Origin of the sequence: Rhizobium skierniewicense Ch11 (assembly GCF_023757665.1) — a bacterium.
GTDB lineage: Bacteria > Pseudomonadota > Alphaproteobacteria > Rhizobiales > Rhizobiaceae > Agrobacterium > Agrobacterium skierniewicense.
Genome location: NZ_RXPG01000012.1, coordinates 30,533 through 51,461, shown reverse-complemented (window position 1 = coordinate 51,461; position 20,929 = coordinate 30,533). Strand labels below are relative to the sequence as shown.

At 55.4% G+C, this 20,929-nt stretch carries 17 protein-coding genes; 13 read left to right on the top strand and 4 right to left on the bottom strand.

Annotated features, from left to right (window positions below):
• Positions 1 to 145: 145 nt before the first annotated feature.
• Positions 146 to 1,480 (bottom strand): omega-aminotransferase AptA, encoded by a 1,335-nt coding sequence (aptA, locus tag EKM04_RS11530; protein ID WP_183897574.1) that lies wholly within the window; start codon positions 1,478 to 1,480, stop codon positions 146 to 148.
• Between the two features lie 145 nt (positions 1,481 to 1,625).
• On the opposite strand from aptA, the gene EKM04_RS11525 reads away from it, so the two are divergent.
• From EKM04_RS11525 to EKM04_RS11485, 9 genes are all read left to right on the top strand, one after another.
• Positions 1,626 to 2,174, top strand: a complete 549-nt coding sequence (locus tag EKM04_RS11525; RefSeq protein ID WP_183897575.1) for a cupin domain-containing protein — start codon at positions 1,626 to 1,628, stop codon at positions 2,172 to 2,174.
• 332 nt (positions 2,175 to 2,506) lie between these two features.
• Positions 2,507 to 3,004 carry a Csu type fimbrial protein gene (locus EKM04_RS11520; protein WP_183897576.1) on the top strand — a complete coding sequence of 166 codons (498 nt, stop codon included), beginning with the start codon at positions 2,507 to 2,509 and terminating at the stop codon, positions 3,002 to 3,004.
• A gap of 20 nt (positions 3,005 to 3,024) precedes the next feature.
• Positions 3,025 to 3,744, top strand: coding sequence for a fimbrial biogenesis chaperone (locus EKM04_RS11515; protein ID WP_183897577.1), 720 nt, complete (start codon positions 3,025 to 3,027; stop codon positions 3,742 to 3,744).
• Positions 3,716 to 6,163 carry a fimbria/pilus outer membrane usher protein gene (locus EKM04_RS11510; protein WP_183897578.1) on the top strand — a complete coding sequence of 816 codons (2,448 nt, stop codon included), beginning with the start codon at positions 3,716 to 3,718 and terminating at the stop codon, positions 6,161 to 6,163. Before EKM04_RS11515 ends, EKM04_RS11510 begins: the two co-directional genes overlap by 29 nt.
• Entirely contained in the window at positions 6,160 to 7,119 is a 960-nt protein-coding gene (locus tag EKM04_RS11505) for a Csu type fimbrial protein (protein ID WP_174155656.1), read from the top strand. The genes EKM04_RS11510 and EKM04_RS11505 overlap by 4 nt, the downstream gene beginning before the upstream one ends.
• A gap of 93 nt (positions 7,120 to 7,212) precedes the next feature.
• The gene (locus EKM04_RS11500; protein WP_183897579.1) at positions 7,213 to 7,389 is read left to right on the top strand and encodes a hypothetical protein; all 177 of its coding nucleotides are present in this window, start codon (positions 7,213 to 7,215) and stop codon (positions 7,387 to 7,389) included.
• Positions 7,370 to 9,430, top strand: a complete 2,061-nt coding sequence (locus EKM04_RS11495; protein ID WP_183897580.1) for a Wzz/FepE/Etk N-terminal domain-containing protein — start codon at positions 7,370 to 7,372, stop codon at positions 9,428 to 9,430. Before EKM04_RS11500 ends, EKM04_RS11495 begins: the two co-directional genes overlap by 20 nt.
• 9 nt (positions 9,431 to 9,439) lie before the next feature.
• Positions 9,440 to 10,732 (top strand): lipopolysaccharide biosynthesis protein, encoded by a 1,293-nt coding sequence (locus EKM04_RS11490; RefSeq protein ID WP_183897581.1) that lies wholly within the window; start codon positions 9,440 to 9,442, stop codon positions 10,730 to 10,732.
• 56 nt (positions 10,733 to 10,788) lie between these two features.
• A complete protein-coding gene (locus EKM04_RS11485) occupies positions 10,789 to 11,709 on the top strand; it encodes an ATP-grasp fold amidoligase family protein (protein WP_183897582.1) in 921 nt (306 codons plus the stop codon).
• Here EKM04_RS11485 and EKM04_RS11480 read toward each other — a convergent pair.
• Positions 11,706 to 13,004 (bottom strand): O-antigen polymerase, encoded by a 1,299-nt coding sequence (locus EKM04_RS11480; RefSeq protein WP_183897583.1) that lies wholly within the window; start codon positions 13,002 to 13,004, stop codon positions 11,706 to 11,708. The two genes, EKM04_RS11485 and EKM04_RS11480, sit on opposite strands and share 4 nt — an antisense overlap.
• Positions 13,005 to 13,127: 123 nt before the next feature.
• On the bottom strand, positions 13,128 to 14,363 hold the full coding sequence (locus EKM04_RS11475; RefSeq protein WP_183897584.1) for a glycosyltransferase: 1,236 nt from the start codon (positions 14,361 to 14,363) through the stop codon (positions 13,128 to 13,130).
• Between the two features lie 309 nt (positions 14,364 to 14,672).
• Between EKM04_RS11475 and EKM04_RS11470 the strand changes: the two genes are divergently transcribed.
• The 4 genes from EKM04_RS11470 to EKM04_RS11455 all read left to right on the top strand — a co-directional run bounded on the left by EKM04_RS11470 (position 14,673) and on the right by EKM04_RS11455 (position 20,142).
• Entirely contained in the window at positions 14,673 to 15,779 is a 1,107-nt protein-coding gene (locus tag EKM04_RS11470; RefSeq protein ID WP_183897585.1) for a glycosyltransferase, read from the top strand.
• Between the two features lie 152 nt (positions 15,780 to 15,931).
• Positions 15,932 to 16,849, top strand: coding sequence for a glycosyltransferase family 4 protein (locus tag EKM04_RS11465; protein WP_183897586.1), 918 nt, complete (start codon positions 15,932 to 15,934; stop codon positions 16,847 to 16,849).
• A gap of 90 nt (positions 16,850 to 16,939) precedes the next feature.
• The gene (locus EKM04_RS11460; RefSeq protein ID WP_183897587.1) at positions 16,940 to 18,178 is read left to right on the top strand and encodes a glycosyltransferase; all 1,239 of its coding nucleotides are present in this window, start codon (positions 16,940 to 16,942) and stop codon (positions 18,176 to 18,178) included.
• A 131-nt stretch (positions 18,179 to 18,309) separates the two neighbouring features.
• Positions 18,310 to 20,142 carry an alpha/beta fold hydrolase gene (locus tag EKM04_RS11455; protein WP_183897588.1) on the top strand — a complete coding sequence of 611 codons (1,833 nt, stop codon included), beginning with the start codon at positions 18,310 to 18,312 and terminating at the stop codon, positions 20,140 to 20,142.
• Positions 20,143 to 20,182: 40 nt separating this feature from the next.
• On the opposite strand, the gene EKM04_RS11450 is transcribed toward EKM04_RS11455, so the two are convergent.
• Positions 20,183 to 20,407 carry a hypothetical protein gene (locus EKM04_RS11450; protein ID WP_183897589.1) on the bottom strand — a complete coding sequence of 75 codons (225 nt, stop codon included), beginning with the start codon at positions 20,405 to 20,407 and terminating at the stop codon, positions 20,183 to 20,185.
• Positions 20,408 to 20,929: the final 522 nt, after the last annotated feature.

Sequence of the window (20,929 nt, the reverse complement as noted above, 5' to 3'; positions counted from 1 at the left end):
CCGAGTAGCGAAACCAAAGCTCGAGATAGATTTCTTTTGGCGCTTTTTGCTGTTTGAAAACAGTACGATAAATCGAGCAAAAATTCAGAGGAATTGATCGATATCATGGACCGGAGCGGGCGACCCGCTCCGGGTTTTCCAGCGATTAGCCGATCTGCTTAAGTGCTTCGCCAAGTGTAGAGACAATCTTTCCAATCTCTTCGGCGCTGATGATGAGGGGCGGGGACAAGGCGATGATATCGCCCGTTACTCTGACCAGCAGACCTTTCCTGAAGCACTCAACGAAGACGTCATAGGCCCGGGTGCCCGGTGCTCCGTCGCGAGGCGCAAGTTCGATCGCGCCAACGAGACCGAGGTTTCTGATGTCGACGACATGTGGCATGCCTTTCAGAGAGTGGAGCGCGTCCTGCCAGATGGTTTCCAGTTCCGCAGCGCGATACAGCAACCCTTCTTCCTGGTAGATTTCCAGCGTCGCGATGCCTGCCGCGCACGCCACGGGATGGCCGGAATAGGTGTAGCCGTGGAACAGCTCGATCTGATTGTCCGGGCCGTGCATCATGGCGTCATACACAAAGCGCTTGGCGAACACTGCGCCCATCGGGATGGCGCCGTTGGTAATGCCCTTGGCGGTGGTCACGAGGTCCGGTACAACGCCAAAGTAATCGGTGGCGAAGGGTTTGCCGAGGCGTCCGAAACCGGTGATGACCTCATCGTAAATCAAAAGAATACCGTGCTTGTCTGCAATGGCGCGCAACCGCTCGAGGTAGCCACGCGGTGGCAAAATCACGCCAGCGGACCCCGACATGGGCTCAACGATGACAGCCGCGATTGTTTCTGCGCCGTGGAGAGCAACAAGCCGTTCGAGATCTTCGGCTAATTCCACGCCGTGTTGTGGCAAACCTTTCGAAAAGGCATTGTGCTCCACATCCAGCGTGTGGCGCATGTGGTCGGCGGGAATTTGCGGGAACACGCGGCGGTTATTGACGAGGCCGCCAACGGATATGCCGCCGAAGCCGACACCATGATATCCCTTTTCCCGACCGATGATGCGGCTGCGCGTACCTTGTCCGATCGATCTCTGATAGGCGATGGCAATCTTGAGCGCCGTGTCGACAGATTCTGAACCAGAGCCGGTAAAGAAGACGCGATCAAGTTTTGCATCTGGACCGCCAGGGGCGATGGCAGCCAACTTCTCGGCAAATTCAAAGGCGATCGGATGGCCCATCTGAAATGTGGGAGCGAAATCCATTGTCGAGAGTTGCCGCTCGACAGCTTGTGTGATCCGCCTGCGGCCATGGCCTGCATTGACACACCACAGTCCGGCAGTTCCATCCAAAATGCTATTGCCATCTATATCGGTGTAATACATGCCTTGCGCGCTGGCGAGGAGGCGCGGTGCTGCCTTGAACTGTCTGTTTGCCGTGAATGGCATCCAGAAGTTTTCAAGGTTCGGCATGTTGGATTTGCTGCTGTGGTCCATGAGGTTCCCCTGTTCTGATGGCGCATCATTCCTGCACTTCATCGATTGGAACAAGTCCTTTTCTTTGGCGCCCTAAATCATTGATATAATTACGACGGTTAGATAAGTTTTCGATATATCGAACACGTGAAAGACGGAGGTTGAAATGGTTGTCGATATCGGGACCCGGTTGCGACAGTTGCGCGCAATCCATAAATTGTCGCAGCGCGAGCTTGCCAAGCGTGCAGGGGTCACGAACTCGACGATTTCCCTCATCGAATCGAACTCGACCAATCCGTCCGTTGGTGCGCTGAAACGGATCCTGGATGGCATCCCCATCGGTCTTGCTGAATTCTTTGCTTTCGAGCCCGACACGCCACGGAAAGCATTCTACGCCGCCGAAGAACTGGTGGAGATTGGCAAAGGGGCCATTTCCTATCGCCAGATTGGTGACAATCTGTTCGGTCGAAGCTTGCAGATTTTGAAGGAGTGTTATCAACCGGGTGCAGGCACCGGGCGGGTTCCGCTGGTTCATGAGGGAGAAGAGGGCGGTATTGTCCTGTCCGGACGACTGGAGGTCACTGTGGAAGATGAGCGCCGAATCCTTGGACCGGGAGACGCATATTATTTCGAAAGCCGGCGTCCTCATACATTCCGGTGCGTTGGACCCATTGCCTGCGAGGTGATCAGCGCCTGTACGCCGCCCAGCTTTTAGAGCGTTTCCATTTAACAAGGAAACGCTCTAAGCACCGTATCCGGTGGCAAGCAGTCCCCGTTTGTTCAAAAGATTAGCCGACTAATGATATGTGTCGATAATACTCGACGCGCGGCCCCCTAGCTGTTGCCTGACGGTTCGCGAAGGATTTTCCAACTTTCCCTGACGGTTGTATTCTTTACAGTGTTTCGTCCCTGAGTTTTTTCATCTCAAAATTTATAAATAATTAACCCTCGTATAGAGAGAATTAGAATATTCTGATGCCCTCTATCAGGGTGTCGGCTCGCATTCGGCCTGGGGCGTCAGTTATGCGTGAAACAGGGGATAAGCGTATGGCGTTCGGGGTATCTCGAGGTTTGTTGATATTAGTAGGGTTGTTATCAGAACCCAGTCAATCTCTTGCTCAGGTTGCAACAACCACTTTTGCCGTGCAGATGACGATCCAGGGCGAATGTAAGATCAATTCGGCTGGCACACTGAATTTCGGTAACCGCGTTCTGCTCGACAGCAATGTGGATCAGACGAGCGACATTGTCGTTCTGTGTACAGCCAGCACGCCGTTCACCATCGGGTTGAGCGCAGGCTCTGGAGCGAATGCCACGGTCTCAAACCGTCTGCTGACATCCGCCGGCGGAGCGACGATCGGATATTCTCTTTACACCAATTCTTCTCGCACGAGTGTTTGGGGAAACACGGTAGGCGTTGATCGACAGGCAAGCACCGGAACCGGTGCAGCCCAAAACTTCACTGTCTTTGGGCGCGTTGCGGCTCAGACGACACCTGTCATCGGGACTTACAACGACACCGTGACGGTCACGATCAATTATTGACCTGCCAAGGAAGAATGCACATGCGCCTTTTCACCTTAGCGGCTGCGTTACTTGCCGGTTTGTATCTCTCGCCATCCCATGCGGCGTCACTGCGCGTGGCCCCCGTCCTCCTTGATCTGACGGCGCCCACGGCGTCTTCAAGCTTGCGGATATGGAATGACGCCCAAAGTCCGATCAACGTTCAGGTCAGAATATTTCGTTGGACGCAGCAAAACGGTGCCGATGTCTACACGCCCGTTAGCGATGTGGTCGCCAGTCCACCGATGACGCAGTTGAAGCCCGGTGCCGAAAATCTGGTCCGCATCGTCAGACTTTCCAAAAAGGCGGTGAGTGCGGAGGAAAGCTACCGCGTCATCGTTGATGAATTGCCACCAACCGGCACACGGCCATCGGGAACGGTCAATCTCGTCATTCGCCATTCCATACCGGTCTTCTTTTCAGCGCCATCGATCGGTGATGCGCAGCCCGTCTGGTCGGTGAGCCCGCAGACAGATGGTTACAAGGTCTCTGTCTCCAATAGAGGGGCAAAGAGATTGCGGATTGCCAATCTCAGGCTATCGGCCGGAAGCGGTAAGGCTGTGGCTGAGCATAACGGCCTGGTGGGTTACGTACTGGGTGGCTCGGTGGCGACCTGGGTTGTTCCGGCACCGGCGGGGAAACGATTGGGTGGCGTGCTCACGATTTCTGCAGACAGCGAAGGCGGTACCGTGAATGCGACGGCACGCGTCACCGGCGGTTAGCCTCGCTGTTTTGACGATTACAGGTCTGACGATCATTTCATCGAGCCATCACGGCATGACGCAGGACTTACCACCTGCGCTGCCAGCGGCCTCGCCTGCCCTTGAGCAGGCAACGTTACAGCTCGAAGTCTACATCAACGATGTGTCTACCAATCTGATCGCCACATTTCGTCAGGACAGCACGGGATCTCTGCTCATTGAGCCAAAGCAATTGGCCAACGTTGGCATTTCTCCGAAAGACAGTGCGATCTCGGGGGATGGCTGGATCGATATTTCAAAGTTGCCGGATGTCACAAGCCGCTATGATGAAGCCACGCAATCGGTCTATTTCGATCTGCCACTGGAGGCGCGCGCCACGAAAGTGATCGATGTCGCGGGCAAGGCCGGAACGACTGACGAAGACGATGAGGGCGTAGAAAAACCGAAGGCGACCAAGGATCTCGGAGCAATCGTCAATTATTCGCTCTACGGGTCTTCCGGCGGACGGAAATTTTCAGATATCGCAGATTTCAGCGGCGCGTCCGCCCTTTTGGAAAATCGCGCTTTCGGTGGTTTCGGTGTTGTGTCGTCGTCTCAGGTGCTGAGCACATCGCCGTTACAGGAGTTCGATTCCAAACGACTGGATAGCTACTGGACCTATTCCAATGCGGACAATCTGACAACATATCGCGCGGGCGACCTGATTACGGGCGGGTTGAGCTGGACACGTCCGACGCGGCTGGGTGGCGTGCAGATAAGACGAAATTTCGATTTGCGCACCGATATCGTGACCATGCCCCTGCCGGAATTTGCGGGCTCCGCTGCGGTCCCGTCCACGGTCGACGTTTATATCGACAATGTCAGACGCATTTCACGCGATGTGCCGGAGGGACCGTTTTCCATCACCAACCTGCCCGTGGTGAGCGGCGCAGGCAGTGCAAGGCTGGTCGTTCGCGATGTTTTGGGCAGAGAAACCGTGACGGAAACTGCTTTTTTTGCGTCTGGGGACCTTTTGGCTCCAGGCCTTCTCGATTTTTCTGCAGAGCTTGGCTTTGCGCGGCACAATTACGGACTGGAGTCTTTCGACTACGACGACGCACCGTTGGGATCTGCCACAGTCAGATACGGCGTTTCGGACAGACTGACGTTTGAAGGGCACGCCGAAGGTGGGAAGGATTTCTATAATGTCGGTATGGGAGGCGTCTTTTCTCTGGGCACCCGCGGACTGGGCAGCCTCGCGGCCACGACCAGTCACTATGGCGCTGATACTGGCCATCAGGTCGCCGCAAGCGTTGAAGCAGAGGTGTTCGGAGTGCAGGTCATGGCGCGGTCGCAGCGAACATTTGGCGACTATCACGATCTTGCCTCCGTCACGGCAAATGTGGAAGCAAACACGATGACAGCGGCATTGATGAGCGTGAGGACGCCGCGCGCGGTCGATCAGATTTCGGCATCCACCAGTCTGGGCTTTGCCGAGACAAGCTTGAATTTTACCTTCACGCAGTATGAAACCTTCGAGGACAAGACATCCAGGGTGCTCGGTCTGTCCGCCACGCGCCCCTTCGGGCAGAATGGCAATGCGTATGCTACAGCCTATAAGGACCTTGGAGATGACGATTCATACGGCATATTCGCCGGGGTCTCCTGGGCTTTTGGCGGGGGTATCTCCTCGACCGCCAGCATGTCATCCGACGCGGATGGATACACATTCACGGGAGATGTTTCCAAGGCCGAGGAACAGGAAGAGGGCAGTTATGGCTGGCGTGTGCGCGGCTCCCAAGGGCGCGGCGAGGCGGTGTCGGCATCTGGCAGCTATCGTGGCAGCCTTGCACGTGTTGCGGCAAGCGTCGATCACTTTGGCAGCAGCACGCAGGCTACTTTGCAACTGGATGGTTCAATCGCCGCCGCTGGCGGTGATGTTTTCATTGGAAATCGGATCGATGATGCCTTTGCGGTGGTGGATGCAGGTGCGCCCGGCGTTGATATTTTTCTGGAAAACCGACCCATGGGCCAGACCAACCGCCGGGGAAAGATACTCCTTCCCAACCTTCGTTCGCATGACGCCAACAGTATTACGCTCGACCCGAGCAACCTTCCCGTCGATGCACGGATCGACCGGACAAAGCAGACCGTGACGCCATCGGATAAGGGTGCCGCAGTCGTGAATTTCCAAGTGAAGACGGAAGGTCGCGTGGCGCTCGTCACACTCAAGGATGAAAGCGGGGACTTCATCGAGACGGGCTCGACCGTCACCCTGGATGATGGCCGTGATTTTATAGTCGGATATGACGGGCAGGCCTATGTGGACGAAATCGCCGATAAAAGTCGCCTAAACGTTCGACAACCAACCAAAGCACCGTGTTACGCCGAACTTCTGCTTGCTGCCGGCGGTGAGACGCGCGCAACTGTCGATCTCATATGCAAAGGTGCTCAACCATGAAGATAGTGGGCATTTTTATTGCTGTCCTCATGTTCCTGTCTGCGTCCCCGGCCTTCGCGGTGACCTGCAGCTTCACCATGACCGACATGAATTTTGGATGGGTCAATCTGACGAGCAATGCGGCGGTCAACACAACAGGGACGATGAAGGCAACGTGCTCCAACCCTTTGAGCGGTGGTAACAATCTCTCGATCCGCATCTGCGTGAATATCAATGCCGGCACAGGTGGGCAGGCGAGCGGCGAGCGGCAGATGAAGTTCGGCAGCGCCCCACTCAAATTTCAGCTCCACCAGGATGCCTTGAGATCCATACGGTGGGGATCCGTGCTACAGCCGGAGTTGGGCTCGGCCATGGCCATCGATATGGTGTTGCCGCTTGAGCCGTTGCTGGGAACCGCGACCATGACCGTCTATGGCAGGATTTCCGCATCCCAGGCATCTGCCGTGAAGGGGCAATACAGTTCGAGCTTCGCAGGCGCTGAAACAAGCGTTACCTATGCGCCTTATACCGTTATGGCGCCGCTCTGCTCGGCCATGACGCAAAACGCCACCACCGTCCCTTTCAATGTCACTGCAACGGTCGAGCCGACATGTGTTGTCTCTGCGCAAACGCTCAATTTCGGTACCCACACCAATCTTGTGACCGCTGTGGATGCGACGGGTGCCATCTCGCTGACATGTACCGCGAACCTTCCCTATGCCGTTTCCCTGAATGGTGGCTTGAGCAATGCCAGTCCCGCATCCCGCAAGATGGTGAGGCCCAACGGATCGATAACCTATGGTTTGTACACAAACGCAGCACGCAGCAACCCGTGGGGAAGCGGGGTCGGGCAAACGGTCAGCGGCACGGGAAACGGAACTGCACAGTCCTTGTCGGTTTATGGACGCGTGCCAGCGCAGACAACGCCTATGACGGGTTTGTACTCCGATACCGTCGTCGTGACGGTGAATTACTGAGCGACCTTCGTTCGCTGTTTTAGCGATATTGCTGAAAAACGGTATATTAACGCCTAACCCCTAGACTGGGCGCTGTGTGGGACTGGCACAGTCATGTCCAGCATTCGCAACACCGCAGGCGGAAATTGTCAGGTCATATGTCTGGCCTTCAATCCGACTGTCGCGAGCGAACGTATAGAAGAGGGTGATGTCCATGATATCGCAGCGCGCAATGTGCGCCAAGACTATGGGATCGTGAACCGATATGGCGATGAGCGGCACCGCATCTGACACGCGGCACTATAATGAACCTGCCAGAGGTCCAGCCAATCTGTTCAGGCTGGCCGCTTTGCTATGGCGAAATGCACTGTTCATCGTGCTAATCGGCATTATCTGCGCAGCACTCGCTTTTGGCGTTTCACTGTTGATGCCCAATTACTACGTCGCCACATCACAGATCCTCCTTGATCCCGAGGGATCGCGGGTTCTGGAAAGCGATCTGCCGGGCCAGCCACGCGCTGTCGACTCACACGTTCTCAACCAGCAATACATCATCACATCAGCCCAGGTTCTGTCACGCATCGTGGAAAGCGAGAAGCTCTACGACGATCCGAAGTTTGGGGCGGCGGCACCGGTTTATCCCGACAAGGACAGTCGCAGCAGGCTGGCGCTCGATGCCCTGCGCAGGGCGACGTCGGTTGCGGCTGTGGGAAAGAGCTTCATTGTCAATGTCTCGGTGACCTCGGACAGCCCGCAACGTGCTGCGGAACTCGCCAATCTTATCGCCGTCACCTACACGCAGGTCCGGATTGAAATGAACAGCGATGTTCTGCGCCGGACCGGTGGCGGTTTGGCGGCACAACTGGACCAGTTGAGAAAAGCCGTCGAAGATGGCGACCGGGCCGTACAGGCCTATCGTGCCGAGCACAATCTGGCCGACATTCAGGGACGCCCTGACATCGAACAGCGTATTGCAGATGCAAATACCGAGATATCCAGATTGTCTGCGACGGTCGCTGAAAACGAAGCGCTGGTTACAGAGCTCAATCGTGCCCGTAACGACAGGCAGTATCTGCGTTCTATCCCTGATACATCGTTGACGCCTGCGATCATTTCGCTTCGGGCGCGCTATCAGGAAAGCCGCGAGGAGGAATCCGTTCAGGCCACATCGCTGGGTTCCCAGCATCCTTCCTTGCAGGCCGCAAGGGCACGCACCCAGTCGCTCTCCAATATTCTCGATGAGCAACTGCGCAATTTTTCTTCTGCCACATCGAGCAATCTGGCGCGGCTGAAGAACCAGTTGGCGATTCTGAAAACCAATGCCAATACGTTGAAGACCAGCCTCAACAGTGATGAACAGACGATGGTTCGTCTGCGTGAATTGCAGCGCAAGCTCGAAAGCGACCGCGCGGTTTATGAAGCCTTCCTGTTGCGAACCAAGCAGCTTTCCGAGCAGCAGGGCACATCGAGCGAAAATCCGCAGATCATTTCCAGTGCCGAACCGCCTCTGCGTAAGGCCGGACCTCCACGCACATTGATGATGGCGGGCGGCGGTATTTTCGGACTCATTCTGGCTGCGGGCCTGTTGATCCTGCGTGATCAGTTTCGCGGTACGGGCAATGAGCCTCAACCGCTTGCCAGTTCGTCGGACGAACGGTTTCCCGTAGAAGCAGGGGAAGGTAACAACGCCGCCGCTTTCGTACCGGCATCCACGAAAGCTCGGCCCGTTGGTCGCGTTATCAGCGACTTCGACACAGAAGGGCTAAAGGCTTCCGGCGACGAGGGCTTCGATGGTTTGGCCCGATATGTTTCTACCGCCGTTGCGTCCGCCGACAATCATTCCATTCTGGTGGTGTCTACCGGACCCAAAAACCGTGCCTCCTACAGTGCCTTCAATCTGGCGGCTGAAACGGCCAGACTGGGACGCCGCGTTTTGCTGGTGGATTGCGCGCCTCAGGATCCGCTTCTGACAGGCATGCTGTTGCCGCACGCGCGTGATGAAGAGGCCGAGGTCGCAAACGAGGACCGCTTCTACACCTTCGAAGGCATCCCGTTTCTGCATTTCGCAACAGTCGAGCATAGCCAGGCTGAAGGCGATATAACAGATGCCAAAGACGAGAATGGAGAGCCCTTCGATCTTATCGTCATCGATGGCGGGGTGGCGGCCAAATCAAGGATCGGTCCGGCGCTTCGGAATAGACTGGACGACGTGTTTCTCATGCAGCATGAAGACGACACCGGCAGCGTTGTGATCGCTCTCGTCACTCTGGAAGAGAGCGGCCTTGAAGACACAAAAGTGGTGCGGATGACACGGTCCGGTTTGCAATATTGAGGACACATCTTGGCTGAAAACAACAATCGTGCAGCCATTCGCTTCCCATTTCTGCAGGGTCGGTCCGTCTCGGGTCTGAATGTCATCTTCAATATGGGCCTGCGTGGCTCAACGCTCGTTCTTCGCTTTGCGTTATCGTTCTACATCGTCAAATTCATCGGTCTGGAAGCGGCAGGTGTCTATGGTTTGGCACTCGGCGTCGTCAATGCCGCGCCTGCGATCCTGGGCTGGGGCCTGAACTACTTCATCGCTCGGGATGTCAGTGGGAAAACCACGGGTGTCGCGGGCCTTTACATGAAAACGCGATTGCTGGTGACGGTTACCTCGCTTGTCGCCATGACGGCGATTGCACTGGTCGCCGCCTATTTCATGGGCCATGACGTCATCCCGCTCTATTTCCTCATCCTTCTGGTGGTTTGGCTGGAGACCATATCCTGCGACATCCACGTGCCCTTGATCGCCCAGGAAATGTCGAGCCAGGCGAATGTTTTGTTCTTTTTAAGAACATCTTCATGGATTGTGCCCGTGATCGGTCTCGGCTTGGCTTTCGAGACCTTTCGCACCATCGAAGCCATCATGGTCGCATGGAGCCTTGGTTATATTTTGATGTTCGCGGGGCTGGGCTTTTTTCTGCGCAACTGGCCGATCCGACGGATTGTCGGCATGCCGATGCGGATGCGCTGGGTGAAAAAGCGGATGCGCAGGGCATGGCTCATTTATATTAGCGACATGAGCAATGTCGGTCTTGTTTACGCCGATCGCTATGTCGTCTCCCTGCTGCTCACCCTGTCGCTAACGGGGGTCTATACATTCTATTGGTCACTGGCCAATGCGCTGCAGACGCTGATTTCGACAGCTGTGCTGCAAGTGGCGATCCCGGCACTTTTCAAGGCGTACAATACCGGCTCCATGACGGAATGGCGCCAGGTGATGATCTGGCAGTTCAGCAAGACAGCGGCGGTTGCTTTCGGGCTTGGCGTCGCGATCTTCATCGCCGGTAATGTTCTCGTGCATCTCATGAACATGCCTGAGCTTGGCCAGCATCAAGGCATGTTTGCACTCCTGCTTCTAACGGCGGTGGTTCGGTCCTGCACCGATCTCATGGGGCTGGGTCTCAACAGCCTTCGAAAAGACGGCCACTACGCCTTCGTCAACCTGTCGAGTGTTCTGCTTTCGATCAGCATGAGTTTTCTGCTCATCAGCACCTTCGGTTTTATCGGCGCTGGCCTTTCTGCTTTCTTTACGGCGCTTGTGACAGCATCGATTTCCAGCACATTGCTTTGGCGGGCTTCCCGGTCATGATCCGTCCCAGCCACGGTTTTCATCTCAAATATCGTCGCAAAAGAGGTGCATGAAGCATGGGACCGGATCAACCGCAGCATTCGCTTGGGCGGCGCCTTTTCAAGAAACTGTACCATGCAGCCATTCAAAGCCTGCCGATCAAGCGGGCAACGCAACTGCAATATTATCGCTATCACAAATTATGGGCTAATCTTGATCATCCCAAGACGCTGAACGAACATCTCTGCGCGCGTAAAATTGCCTGGGTCGGGCCCCAGTCCGACCCGCGCCTTATCATGTTGAGCGACAAGATTGCGGTAAAAGCGCATGTTGCGGCAGTCCTTGGCGAGCAGTGGGTGACGCCAACCCTCTGGCGTGGAAAAAATCTCGATGAATGTCCCTCTCTACCGTTTCCCTACGTCATCAAGGTCAATCACGGTTCAGATCGCAATATCTTTGTATACGGGCCGGATGATCTGATCGGCGCAAAAGAGACGTGTGATGCCTGGCTTGCCGGGCGAACTGCGTGGCGCTTAGCGGAGGAGTGGTACAACCACATCGAGCCGGAAATTTTCATCGAACCGTTTATCGGCAACGATGGCGAAGCGCCTGTCGATTACAAGCTTTTCTGCTTCGAAAACGATATTCCCTGCATTCAGATCGACACCGCGCGGTTTACGGACCATCGCCGCTGCTTTTATGATGAACATTGGAATAAGCTGGATTTCGGACACTATTATCCGCTCGAAACCGAAGATCTGCCCCGCCCCGCACATCTGGATGAGATCCTTCAAGCGGCACGCACACTCGCCCAAGGCTTCGAATTCGTTCGCATAGACTTTTACGATACACCATCCGGCCCGCTGTTTGGGGAGATGACATTCAGCCCGACATCCGGCTTCGGCGCTTTCAGACCACCATCGACAGATGCATGGCTGGGGACATTCTGGAAAGACAATCCACAGGGAAGCTTTCGCACCGACCCGCAAACACGTTAGGTTTTTGCGGGTTGCGGCTTGCCGTCAAGAACTGGCCTGTCGAACAGATAGGACAGGATTATGCCGCCTGTTAGCCACGCGACGACGACGTAGACATAATAGAAGCCAGGCGTGAAAACGGCGTTGAACAGGAACAGGAAGGCGATGTAGCCGCAGGCAACTTTGCGCAATCCCAACCGGTTGGGCTGCAAATTGTCGTGAACCCACATTTGCAGCTTGCCGAAGTAGTATCCGAACAATGTGGCGATGACGACGACCCCGGGAATTCCGAAGTTCAAATAAGCCTCACCAAACAGGGTCGGGCGCAGACCTGCGTGGAATTGCGGATCGAGACCCGCGAGCGTGGCGGTGACGACGCCCATGCGAAAATCCCCACGAAAATCGCTGATAAAGGATGGAACGAGCGCCATATAGCCGGCAAGATAGGTCATGCCATTGTAGAACCGGTCTTTGAAGCCACTCAATATCCAGGCGTAATCGCGAAAGTCCGAGAAGTTGTTGCCGTAAAAGATCTGGAAGGTCACCACCTGCAACACATCCACACCATCATTGCCATCGGCTGTGGATCGCAAGATGCCGATTGCGATTGCGACGGTCACGAAGCCGAAGATCGACAGTGTGAAAGCTGCAAGGTTTCGATAGCGATAGGTGATGATGAGGCACACGACGAACATGAACAGCACTTCGATGCTGGCACCGCGCGTTCCGATCATCAGGCCAAGCGCGCTACACATGAAGCCCGCGAACACAAAGAAGCGGCTGTAACCGAAGCCATAAACCAGCAGGCTGAGGGTAATTGTCGGCAAGATGACCGAGTAAAGATTGATCGCCGGGCGCAGTGACGTGTTCTCGAATGAAAACTGTCTCCCTTGGAACGGCCTGACGCCGAGTGCAACGAGGCCAAGCGTGGCAAGGATGATGACGCCTAGGGATATCCAGACGCCGGGCTTCGTCTGCCAGAAGGCGTAGCCTTTCTCAACAAAGGTGAAGACGGCGCTTTTGCCCGAGCTGAATGTCGCCAGTCCCATGCCGACGATCACGAAGACTACGCCGAGAACAGACAGGTAGAAGGCTTCATTGATGTATTCGCGGATGATGTAGATGGAATCCCCGACCGCTTCCATGTTCTGGTCGGATGCCGCAAAGGGCGACATGACCAGAATGGGCAGGACGTTGTAGCGTATCCAGAAATAGGAGGAAAGGGTCAGCACGCCCCACCTGTAAAACGAGCTCACGTAGTAAAGGAGGAAAACCAACCAGCCGATGATGAGGATGAGCCAAGCCAGATGGGACATGTCGAACCTTATTGCCCAAGCACTGTGCATGAAGCGGTACAGAAAAACCGGTTCGTTGACCGTGGCAGAAACGAGTTAAGAAGTTGTTAGCCATATTGGGCGACGCGGCATCTTCACGCAGGACTACCGCTGCGCCGCAGAGACCAAGATCTGCTCGAGGCGCTCGTAATAGCCTGTGTCTTCGGCCGTACCCTTGAAGTTCAGGAAGCCGGGGAAAATCTCATCGCGTTTCTCCCACCATCGTTTCTGGCCTGTGGAGAGAGCCATGTTCAGCAACTTGAAGAGCGCATCCGGCTTTGCGGGGTCGTAGGACCAGCCCGTTTGTTGTTTGTCCACAATCTCAGGCGTGCCGCCACGCGCAGTGGCGATGACGGGTACACCATAAATCGGGGCTTCGACGAGGATGCGACTTTGTGGTTCGTGCCAGCGCGACGGCACGATGATGGCATCAGCGACACGGTAGATGTCTTCCGGCCTGATAAAACCCTTGAACTCGACGGGCGCGTCTTTCGACATTGTTTTCAATTTTGCCAGAAACTCCTCGCGGCCTCTGCCTGCGATGATGAGCTTGGCGTTGTCGCGGTTCGGCAGCGACAGAAAAGCCTGCAGGAGATCCTCGACACCCTTTTCCTTGGTGATTGCCCCCAGATAACCAAAGGTAAAAACTGGGGCTGCGGCTTCATGCCTGCCGATGAGCGATCTGTCGAAGCTGTTTTCGGTCGCGTTGGTGTTGTGCATCACGTGCCACTGGGCATCCTCAAATACACCGTTGCTGATAAACCTTTTGCGCAAGGCATCGCTGACCGCGATGATGCTCATATCGCCGCCCGCCAGTTTGCGCATGCGCCGGTTGAGCACGGAACAGTCCAGACAGCGCCGTTCGCAATTGTCTCCACCACGAAACATGCTGGTTCTGGGACAGAGCAATCCGTAATCTCTTAAATGCAGGCAAACCGGTATGCTGGCGTCACGTGCAGCCAGAAGTAACGCAGGCTGCATGAAAGCGGAATTCTGCGCGTAGATGAGATCAAATCGTTCCCTTGTGAAGAAATCGGTCAGTCCCCTGGGACAAATCGCGCCCATTGCGGTGCGCAGGTGCCAGCGCGCGCGCTGCAGAAAACCGGCGGTTGATTTGCGTGGCAGGGGCAGATAGCTGTTCATCCACGGAAGGCGGATCACCCTTATATCGCCGGGCAAACGTGTCTCGCCAGGCGGCGCAATCGCATCGCCCTCGCGGCCCAGGGCCAGCACGGTAACATCATGACGCTTGCCAAGTTCCATCGCGCCCAGGCGCGCAGAGATCTCTGCACCGCCTTCCTCTTGTGGGGCGAAAGTTTGCGATACGATGCAGATTTTCAAATCCGCTTACCTTTAAACGCCAATATGCTGTGCCATTTCCCGGGTTGTATTTATGCTGCGAGAACTCTTTAAATATACTGAATATGAATCCGGCAGGATAAACGGTCAATTACGTGATGATCACAAATAGATGTGCTGCCCATAAAAGGTCATGTTGTTTTTTCTCTTATGGGGGAGAATAAATGCGAAACACATCCGGATCGCCATATTTTTCGTCATAGATTCCATCTTGTTTAAGGAATTTGCGCTTTAAGTGCGACTACACAGGGCAGATCGCCGTTCGATCCAGTGCTGCAGTTGAGGTGGATCATGAGGGTTCTGCACGTATTCGAAACGCTTCCCGGCGGACCTGCGACCTATTCCAACGAAACGATCCCCACGCAAATCAAAGATTTAGGCGCTGAAAACGTCAGAATCATTGTGCCTGATGCTCATGTTAGTTTTTTGAAACAGACACCGCACCGCTGCGTTGCCACGTTCAAAAGACGCGGCAGACTACGGTCTCTGCCAGCGCTGGCGCTGGCCGTGTCGCAAGAGGTCAAGGCGTTCAAACCCAATATTATTCATGCGCACTCCACCTTTGCAGGCTTGATCGTGCGTGCCATCAGTGTGTTACCCGGTGCCTTTCCGCCCATCGTCTATTGCCCGCATGGTTGGGTCTTCGACATGGAAACGCTGGGACTGTTGCGGCGGCCAGCGTCATGGGTTGAGCGGCTTCTTTCGCCACTCTGCCATACCATTGTCGCCATATCCGATCACGAGTACCGTCAGGGTATCAAGGCGGGCATCCCGGCTCATCGTATGATCGTCATCGAAAACGGCATATCGTCGCAAATACCGGTGACGAATCCTGCCACATGGGACGATCCACGCGCCAAAGTTCTATTCGTTGGCCGCCTTGATCGGCAAAAGGGCGTCGACATCCTTTTGACAGCGGCAGCGGAGCTGACAGACAAGGCCGTTTTCCGGGTGATAGGGGCCCATGTCACGACAAGGAATAATCTGACCCAGGCACCGCCCGCGAATGTGGAGTTGTTGGGATGGAAGTCGTCGGAGGATATTGCGGGGCATCTGGCTGTTTGCGATGTGGTGGCGATGCCGTCGCGATGGGAAGGTTTCGGCTTGGTCGCGCTGGAAGCGATGCGCGCGCATAAACCGGTCATCGCATCGCGCGTGGGTGGCCTGCAATCTGTGGTGCTTGACGGAGAGACCGGAGTCCTCTTTCCACCCGGCGACGCAGATGCCCTTGCAACTGCGATCGCATCTCATGGACGAGAAGACTGGACGCGGATGGGATCTGCAGGCTACGCACGCTTTATCGAACGCTACAGAAGCGAACGGACCAACAGCACACTCATGCAGCTTTACCGAGACATTGTGAAGGAAGCACCGGCAGAAAGTCGCAAAATCGCATGAAGCATTTCATCAATGGCCGGTTTCTCACTCAAAAAACCAGTGGTGTGCAGCGTTTCGCGCGCGAAATCGTCAAAGCGCTGGACCGCCATCTGACATTGACCGGAAGCACGGACGAGTGGACGCTGATTGCTCCCGAAACGGCGACCGTCGATATGACGCTGTCTTCCATACGCCAGAAGAAAATCGGCTCTTTGTCCGGGCACTTATGGGAACAGACGCAGCTTTTTGCCGCCTCCCGCCACGGCCGGTTGATCAATCTTTGCAACAGCGGTCCCGTGCTGCATGGCAAAAGCCTGACAGTTATTCATGATGCGATGATATTTCGCACACCGGAGAATTTTTCCCGCTCTTACCGCGCGGTGCACAGCATTTTGGGAAAAAGTCTTGCTCGTCGCGGGCGCATTGCAACGGTATCGGCGTTTTCACGGCGCGAGTTAAATGAGACAATTGGAGCGGAAAACGTTGCGATCATTCCCAATAGCTGTGAACACCTGGCCGCCATCGCGCCCGATCAGACGGTGGTGGCGCGACTGGGGCTGACGCCGTGCAAATATGTCTTGTTTGTCGGTTCACCGACACCCAACAAGAACCTTGTCCGCGCGATAGAGGCGATGGCAACCCTTGGCAATGCTGCCCCACGCTTCGTCATCGTCGGCGCCGCGGCGTCCGCTGTTTTTCATAATCCTTCACAAGGTCCGGTGCCAGTCAAAGGTGAAGGGGTCGTTTTCACGGGTCGTCTTTCCGATGAAGAGATCGTCGCACTCTACAGCAACGCCGCCGCATTGCTGTTCCCCAGCCTTTATGAAGGTTTTGGGATTCCACCTTTAGAAGCAATGCTTCTCGGCTGCCCGGTTCTGTCATCGAATATCGAGCCGGCGCGCGAGGTGTGTGGCGACGCAGCGTTTTATTTCAATCCAGAAAACCTACAGGAGATCGCGCATTCCGTATCTCATCTGGCCGCAAATGCTGGACTGCGAAGTGCAATGATTGCGAGCGGCCACGCGCGTGCCAGAGAATTCTCGTGGGATAAAAGTGCGCAATGCCTGATTCACGCAGTCTCAGGACTTTGATGCTATGTTCACATGTCATGATGCAATATGCCACGAGCAGCGTTTCGGCTCCGCCGAATATGGTTGCTTAGTGGAGAAACGGCGAAGCCGATGAAGATCTGTATCGTTGCTCAAACATTCGCACCCCAGGAGGAGGGGGGCGCGGAGATTGTGGCCCGCGTTTGCGCCGCGGAACTTTCGCGTCATCACGACGTCATCATCCTGTCTCTGGGGCTGGAAGGCGACGAGATCGCGCCACCCGGTGAAACGGTGAATGACGATGGTATCCGCGTTCTGCGCGTCAACTGGCACAACAGTTACCTCCCCGGCCCACGCAAACCCGCTGTTGGCACACTGACCAAACTGGTCTGGCACATCCGCAGCGCGCTCGGTGCGACGTCGGCTAAAGATGTCAAGGAGTTGCTGGTGCGGGAGCAGATCGATCTTGTCTACGCCCACAATTCTGCACGGATGCAACCGGCTCTGTTTGAAGCTACGAATGCGCTCGGCATTCCGCTTTGCCTGCACTTGCACGATTACGCGCTGCTGTGTCCCAAATCGAGCATGTTTCGCGGGTCGGGCAATTGCGAAAAGCCGTGCATGCAGTGCCGCATCCTGACCGCCCGCATCACGTCCAGCGATGGCAGTGGTGTGACAGCCATTTCAGTGAGTGATGCCCTGCGGCAGCGGTTTTTGCAAAATAGTGTTTTGCCGAAAGCAGACTGGCATGTGCTGATCAATGCCAACCGCAGCGAGGCTTCTTTCGACGCGTCCCTGCTTGGTCGGAAAAGCGGAACCAGCGAGCACTTTACGTTCGGATATCTTGGCGCTCTGGCCGAGGAGAAGGGTATCGAGGACTTGATCCGGGCATTCGTCAGACTACCGCAGTCTGAAAAGGCAACACTTCTGATTGGTGGACGAGGGCGCGAAGATTACGTGCAGCATCTAAAGTCTTTAGCCGGCACATCTCCCATCCGCTTCTTGGGCTTTGTACCGCCGGAAGACGTTTACAAGATGGCAGATGTTATTGTCGTGCCGTCGCGTTGGCATGAACCGCAAAGCCTGATCCTTATGGAAGCGGCCATTTATGGCGTGCCAGTTATCGGCACCGAGCGCGGCGGGACGCCTGAAATTTTGAGGGATTTGGGCACGGGTTGGTGTTACGATCCTGATGAGGATGGCAGTCTCATCAAGGTGATGGATCGCGCTTTGAACATCGGTCATAAACGTTGGTGGCAGGAGCGGAATATTCATTTCCCGGGTATTGCGGGTTTTAAGGGTACGTCCGAATCATCCGGTTATTATCGGAAGTTGAACGATATCCTGGTCGCCGCTGCCGTGAAAGAGTAGGCAAAAAAGCAGACATCTGCACCAAATTTGCCTGATACTTCTCATGGTCGACATGTAATCTCAAGTAATGCTTAAGTGATGATAAGCTAATTGATATGCTGTGGGAGTGTCGGTCAACAGGGGAGAGACAGATGAATGCCGGGTTTGATATGCACAGCCTTCACGAAAAACACGTGCAAATCGCTGCTGACTACCCAGTCACGTTTTCTGACACGGTCGGCCTCTTTCGGCCCGCCGATGCTTTCACTCTGTTGGAGAGCGCGCAGTCGGGTTCTCTGGTGACGACAAATACAGCCGTTCTGTTCGTTGGTTCGTGGGGCTTTGAGGAATTATGCGCCCGCAAATTCTGGCAACGACTGGCCGTGGATCTATCCCGGCGGGGCATGGCGAGCATGCGATTCGATTATCCCGGTACGGGTGACGCGCTGGATCACCCGGACTATGCCAGTGGGCTTGACGTCTGGCTCGACACGATTGCTGCTGCTGCTCAAAAGCTCAAGGAGTTGTCTTGCGCCAAGCATCTCATTTTTATCGGACACGGTATCGGCGGCGCGCTGGCGTGGCAGGCAGCGGAAGACATTCCGGATATTCGAGGACTTGCACTTGCGGCACCGGCTCTATCGGGGCGCCACTGGCTCCGCGAATTCGTCGCCTTGAGCAAGATTGCCAATCAGGGGGCGCACCACTCACGTCATTCGGCATCCGGTCCTGCCATGGGTGAGCAGGTCATTCCTGAAAATGTGGCCAAGGGGCTGCGAGACGTGAATATTTCGGCGACGACGAAATCCCCCGCGCCCAATATTTTATTGCTCAAGCAGAAAAATCGACATGCGGATCTGGATTTTGCCGAACACATTCGCACACTGGGCGTGGAGGCTCGATCCGCCGATTTCGAAGGATATGATCAGTTTATCCGTGACGTTCTGTTTTCCGTGCCGCCAGTGGCCGCGATCGAAACGCTGGCCGAGTGGGCGAAAGATGTAGCGGCGCAGGACACGAACGATCACGGTAGGGCGGAAAACGTGCCGGTTCCAACGCCCGTGGCCCTGAAAGGCAGGGGCTTTACGGAGACACCCGTTCGCTTCGGTAAAGATGATCGCCTATATGGCGTGTTGGCAGAGCCTATCGGCCCACGCAAGGGCGCGACAGTTCTGGTCTTGCCCACGGGCTATGAGAGGGCGTCCGGCTGGGGACGCATCAGCGCCCAACTTTGCCGGGAGCTTGCGCGATCCGGTATTGCCAGCTTGCGGTTCGATATGGCCAATATTGCCGATAGCCCCATGGTTCCCACCCGCCCGGAACAGATCATTTACAGCGAGGGCCAACTGGAAGATGTGGCGGCGGCGACAGATTTTCTGGAGCAACGCCATCTTTTCCCGGTTGTGGTAACGGGTCGATGCAGTGGTGGATGGGCCGCGTTCCAAAGCGGTGTACGTGACCCGAGGCTCAGCGGCGTGGTTGCTGTCAATGTTTTTGATTTCTACATTCCGCCACACGCTGATGTGGAGGCGTTGCTGATCTCGTCTCGTCAGCCCTTGGCGAGCTATGGGGCAAAACTGGTAAGCGGCGGCTTCTGGCTGAAGGTTTTCAGCGGAAAAGTTCGCATCAGGAACGGTGTGACCAATCTGTGGGCGATGATCGTCGGCAAGGCGATCTCATTTACAACGCCGTTGATGGTGCGCTTTCCATTCCTGTCTCCGCGCTTTCAGGCCATATCCAGGGATTTTCGGGCGATCGCCGCAAACAACACGCAAATGACCGTCGTCTTTACTGAAGGCGATATCGGCGCGGCGATGCTGGAGACGAACTTTGGTCCGTGCGGACGTATGCTCAGTTGCCGCTATGGAAATCCCCGCATCGCCTTCATTGCCGATTCAGACCATAACCTGACCACCGCAGAAGCGCGCCATGCGTGGGCACGGGAAGTGGAAATGATCGCGTTCCGGTTTCCACCCGCCAGTTAGGACCTTTCGCTCTCAGCGATCCGAACGTGTCAAGGGAAAATCAGCAGTTGCCAGCACGGACTGATGCGAGATTGACAATATCTGCACGGCTCATGTTCATCTCCATCTCGTTTTGCAAGGCAGACCGAAGAGCTTGTTTTGCGACATCGATATACCAGCTTGCTGAAGCCGCGCCGAGCGTTTCAGCGGCGCCCTCGGCAAAGGTCAGCATGTTGATAAGGGTGAGGAACTCTTCCTGGCGTTCATTGATTTGGGCGTCGGTCATCATACACTCATCGTTGTCGGTTTCGACGACATCTATAGCGCAATGCCGCCTTTTGCGCGTTGCAATACCGTTGCACACGTCATGCTTGAAGTTTTAATCCAAATCTCAATTAGGTGAAAAGCTTAAAACGACGAGAGGTAACATTTTTACGTTACTCCGAAAGTTTCTGTAGGGTCGGCACGGCTTCGCGACAAACTCCGGCACGTTTGATGCCCTCTCTATCCATTAGCTCTCGGCATTCTTCCTGATTGGCAATGACAGTCAACAAGACTCAAAATAGATGTTTTGGTTGTCTCACGGCATATTGCACGGAATGGATGATTTTCGTCAAGGTGCTCCGCGCATTCCACGGCAAATCGCGGATAATTCGCCGATGTAGGCCTATCCCCTATCCGATCAAGCGCCAGCATATTGGCAGTCGTTCTCCAGCCCCGACATTGCGCCAAGGTCGTCTTTGAGCTGGACATGAAAAGACTGAGGAAACAGAGCTTCTATGAAGCCACCAAAAAGCACATATGTCTT

Excerpts from the sequence above, each read along its gene's own strand:
- EKM04_RS11505 (WP_174155656.1), top strand. The coding sequence starts at position 6,160 with ATGAAGATAGTGGGCATTTTTATTGCTGTCCTCATGTTCCTGTCTGCG.
- aptA (WP_183897574.1), bottom strand. The coding sequence starts at position 1,480 with ATGGACCACAGCAGCAAATCCAACATGCCGAACCTTGAAAACTTCTGG.
- EKM04_RS11480 (WP_183897583.1), bottom strand. The coding sequence starts at position 13,004 with ATGTCCCATCTGGCTTGGCTCATCCTCATCATCGGCTGGTTGGTTTTC.
- EKM04_RS11525 (WP_183897575.1), top strand. The coding sequence starts at position 1,626 with ATGGTTGTCGATATCGGGACCCGGTTGCGACAGTTGCGCGCAATCCAT.
- EKM04_RS11495 (WP_183897580.1), top strand. The coding sequence starts at position 7,370 with ATGAGCGGCACCGCATCTGACACGCGGCACTATAATGAACCTGCCAGA.
- EKM04_RS11510 (WP_183897578.1), top strand. The coding sequence starts at position 3,716 with ATGCGACGGCACGCGTCACCGGCGGTTAGCCTCGCTGTTTTGACGATT.
- EKM04_RS11520 (WP_183897576.1), top strand. The coding sequence starts at position 2,507 with ATGGCGTTCGGGGTATCTCGAGGTTTGTTGATATTAGTAGGGTTGTTA.
- EKM04_RS11485 (WP_183897582.1), top strand. The coding sequence starts at position 10,789 with ATGGGACCGGATCAACCGCAGCATTCGCTTGGGCGGCGCCTTTTCAAG.
- EKM04_RS11470 (WP_183897585.1), top strand. The coding sequence starts at position 14,673 with ATGAGGGTTCTGCACGTATTCGAAACGCTTCCCGGCGGACCTGCGACC.
- EKM04_RS11460 (WP_183897587.1), top strand. The coding sequence starts at position 16,940 with ATGAAGATCTGTATCGTTGCTCAAACATTCGCACCCCAGGAGGAGGGG.
- EKM04_RS11515 (WP_183897577.1), top strand. The coding sequence starts at position 3,025 with ATGCGCCTTTTCACCTTAGCGGCTGCGTTACTTGCCGGTTTGTATCTC.
- EKM04_RS11500 (WP_183897579.1), top strand. The coding sequence starts at position 7,213 with ATGTCCAGCATTCGCAACACCGCAGGCGGAAATTGTCAGGTCATATGT.
- EKM04_RS11465 (WP_183897586.1), top strand. The coding sequence starts at position 15,932 with ATGACGCTGTCTTCCATACGCCAGAAGAAAATCGGCTCTTTGTCCGGG.
- EKM04_RS11450 (WP_183897589.1), bottom strand. The coding sequence starts at position 20,407 with ATGACCGACGCCCAAATCAATGAACGCCAGGAAGAGTTCCTCACCCTT.
- EKM04_RS11455 (WP_183897588.1), top strand. The coding sequence starts at position 18,310 with ATGAATGCCGGGTTTGATATGCACAGCCTTCACGAAAAACACGTGCAA.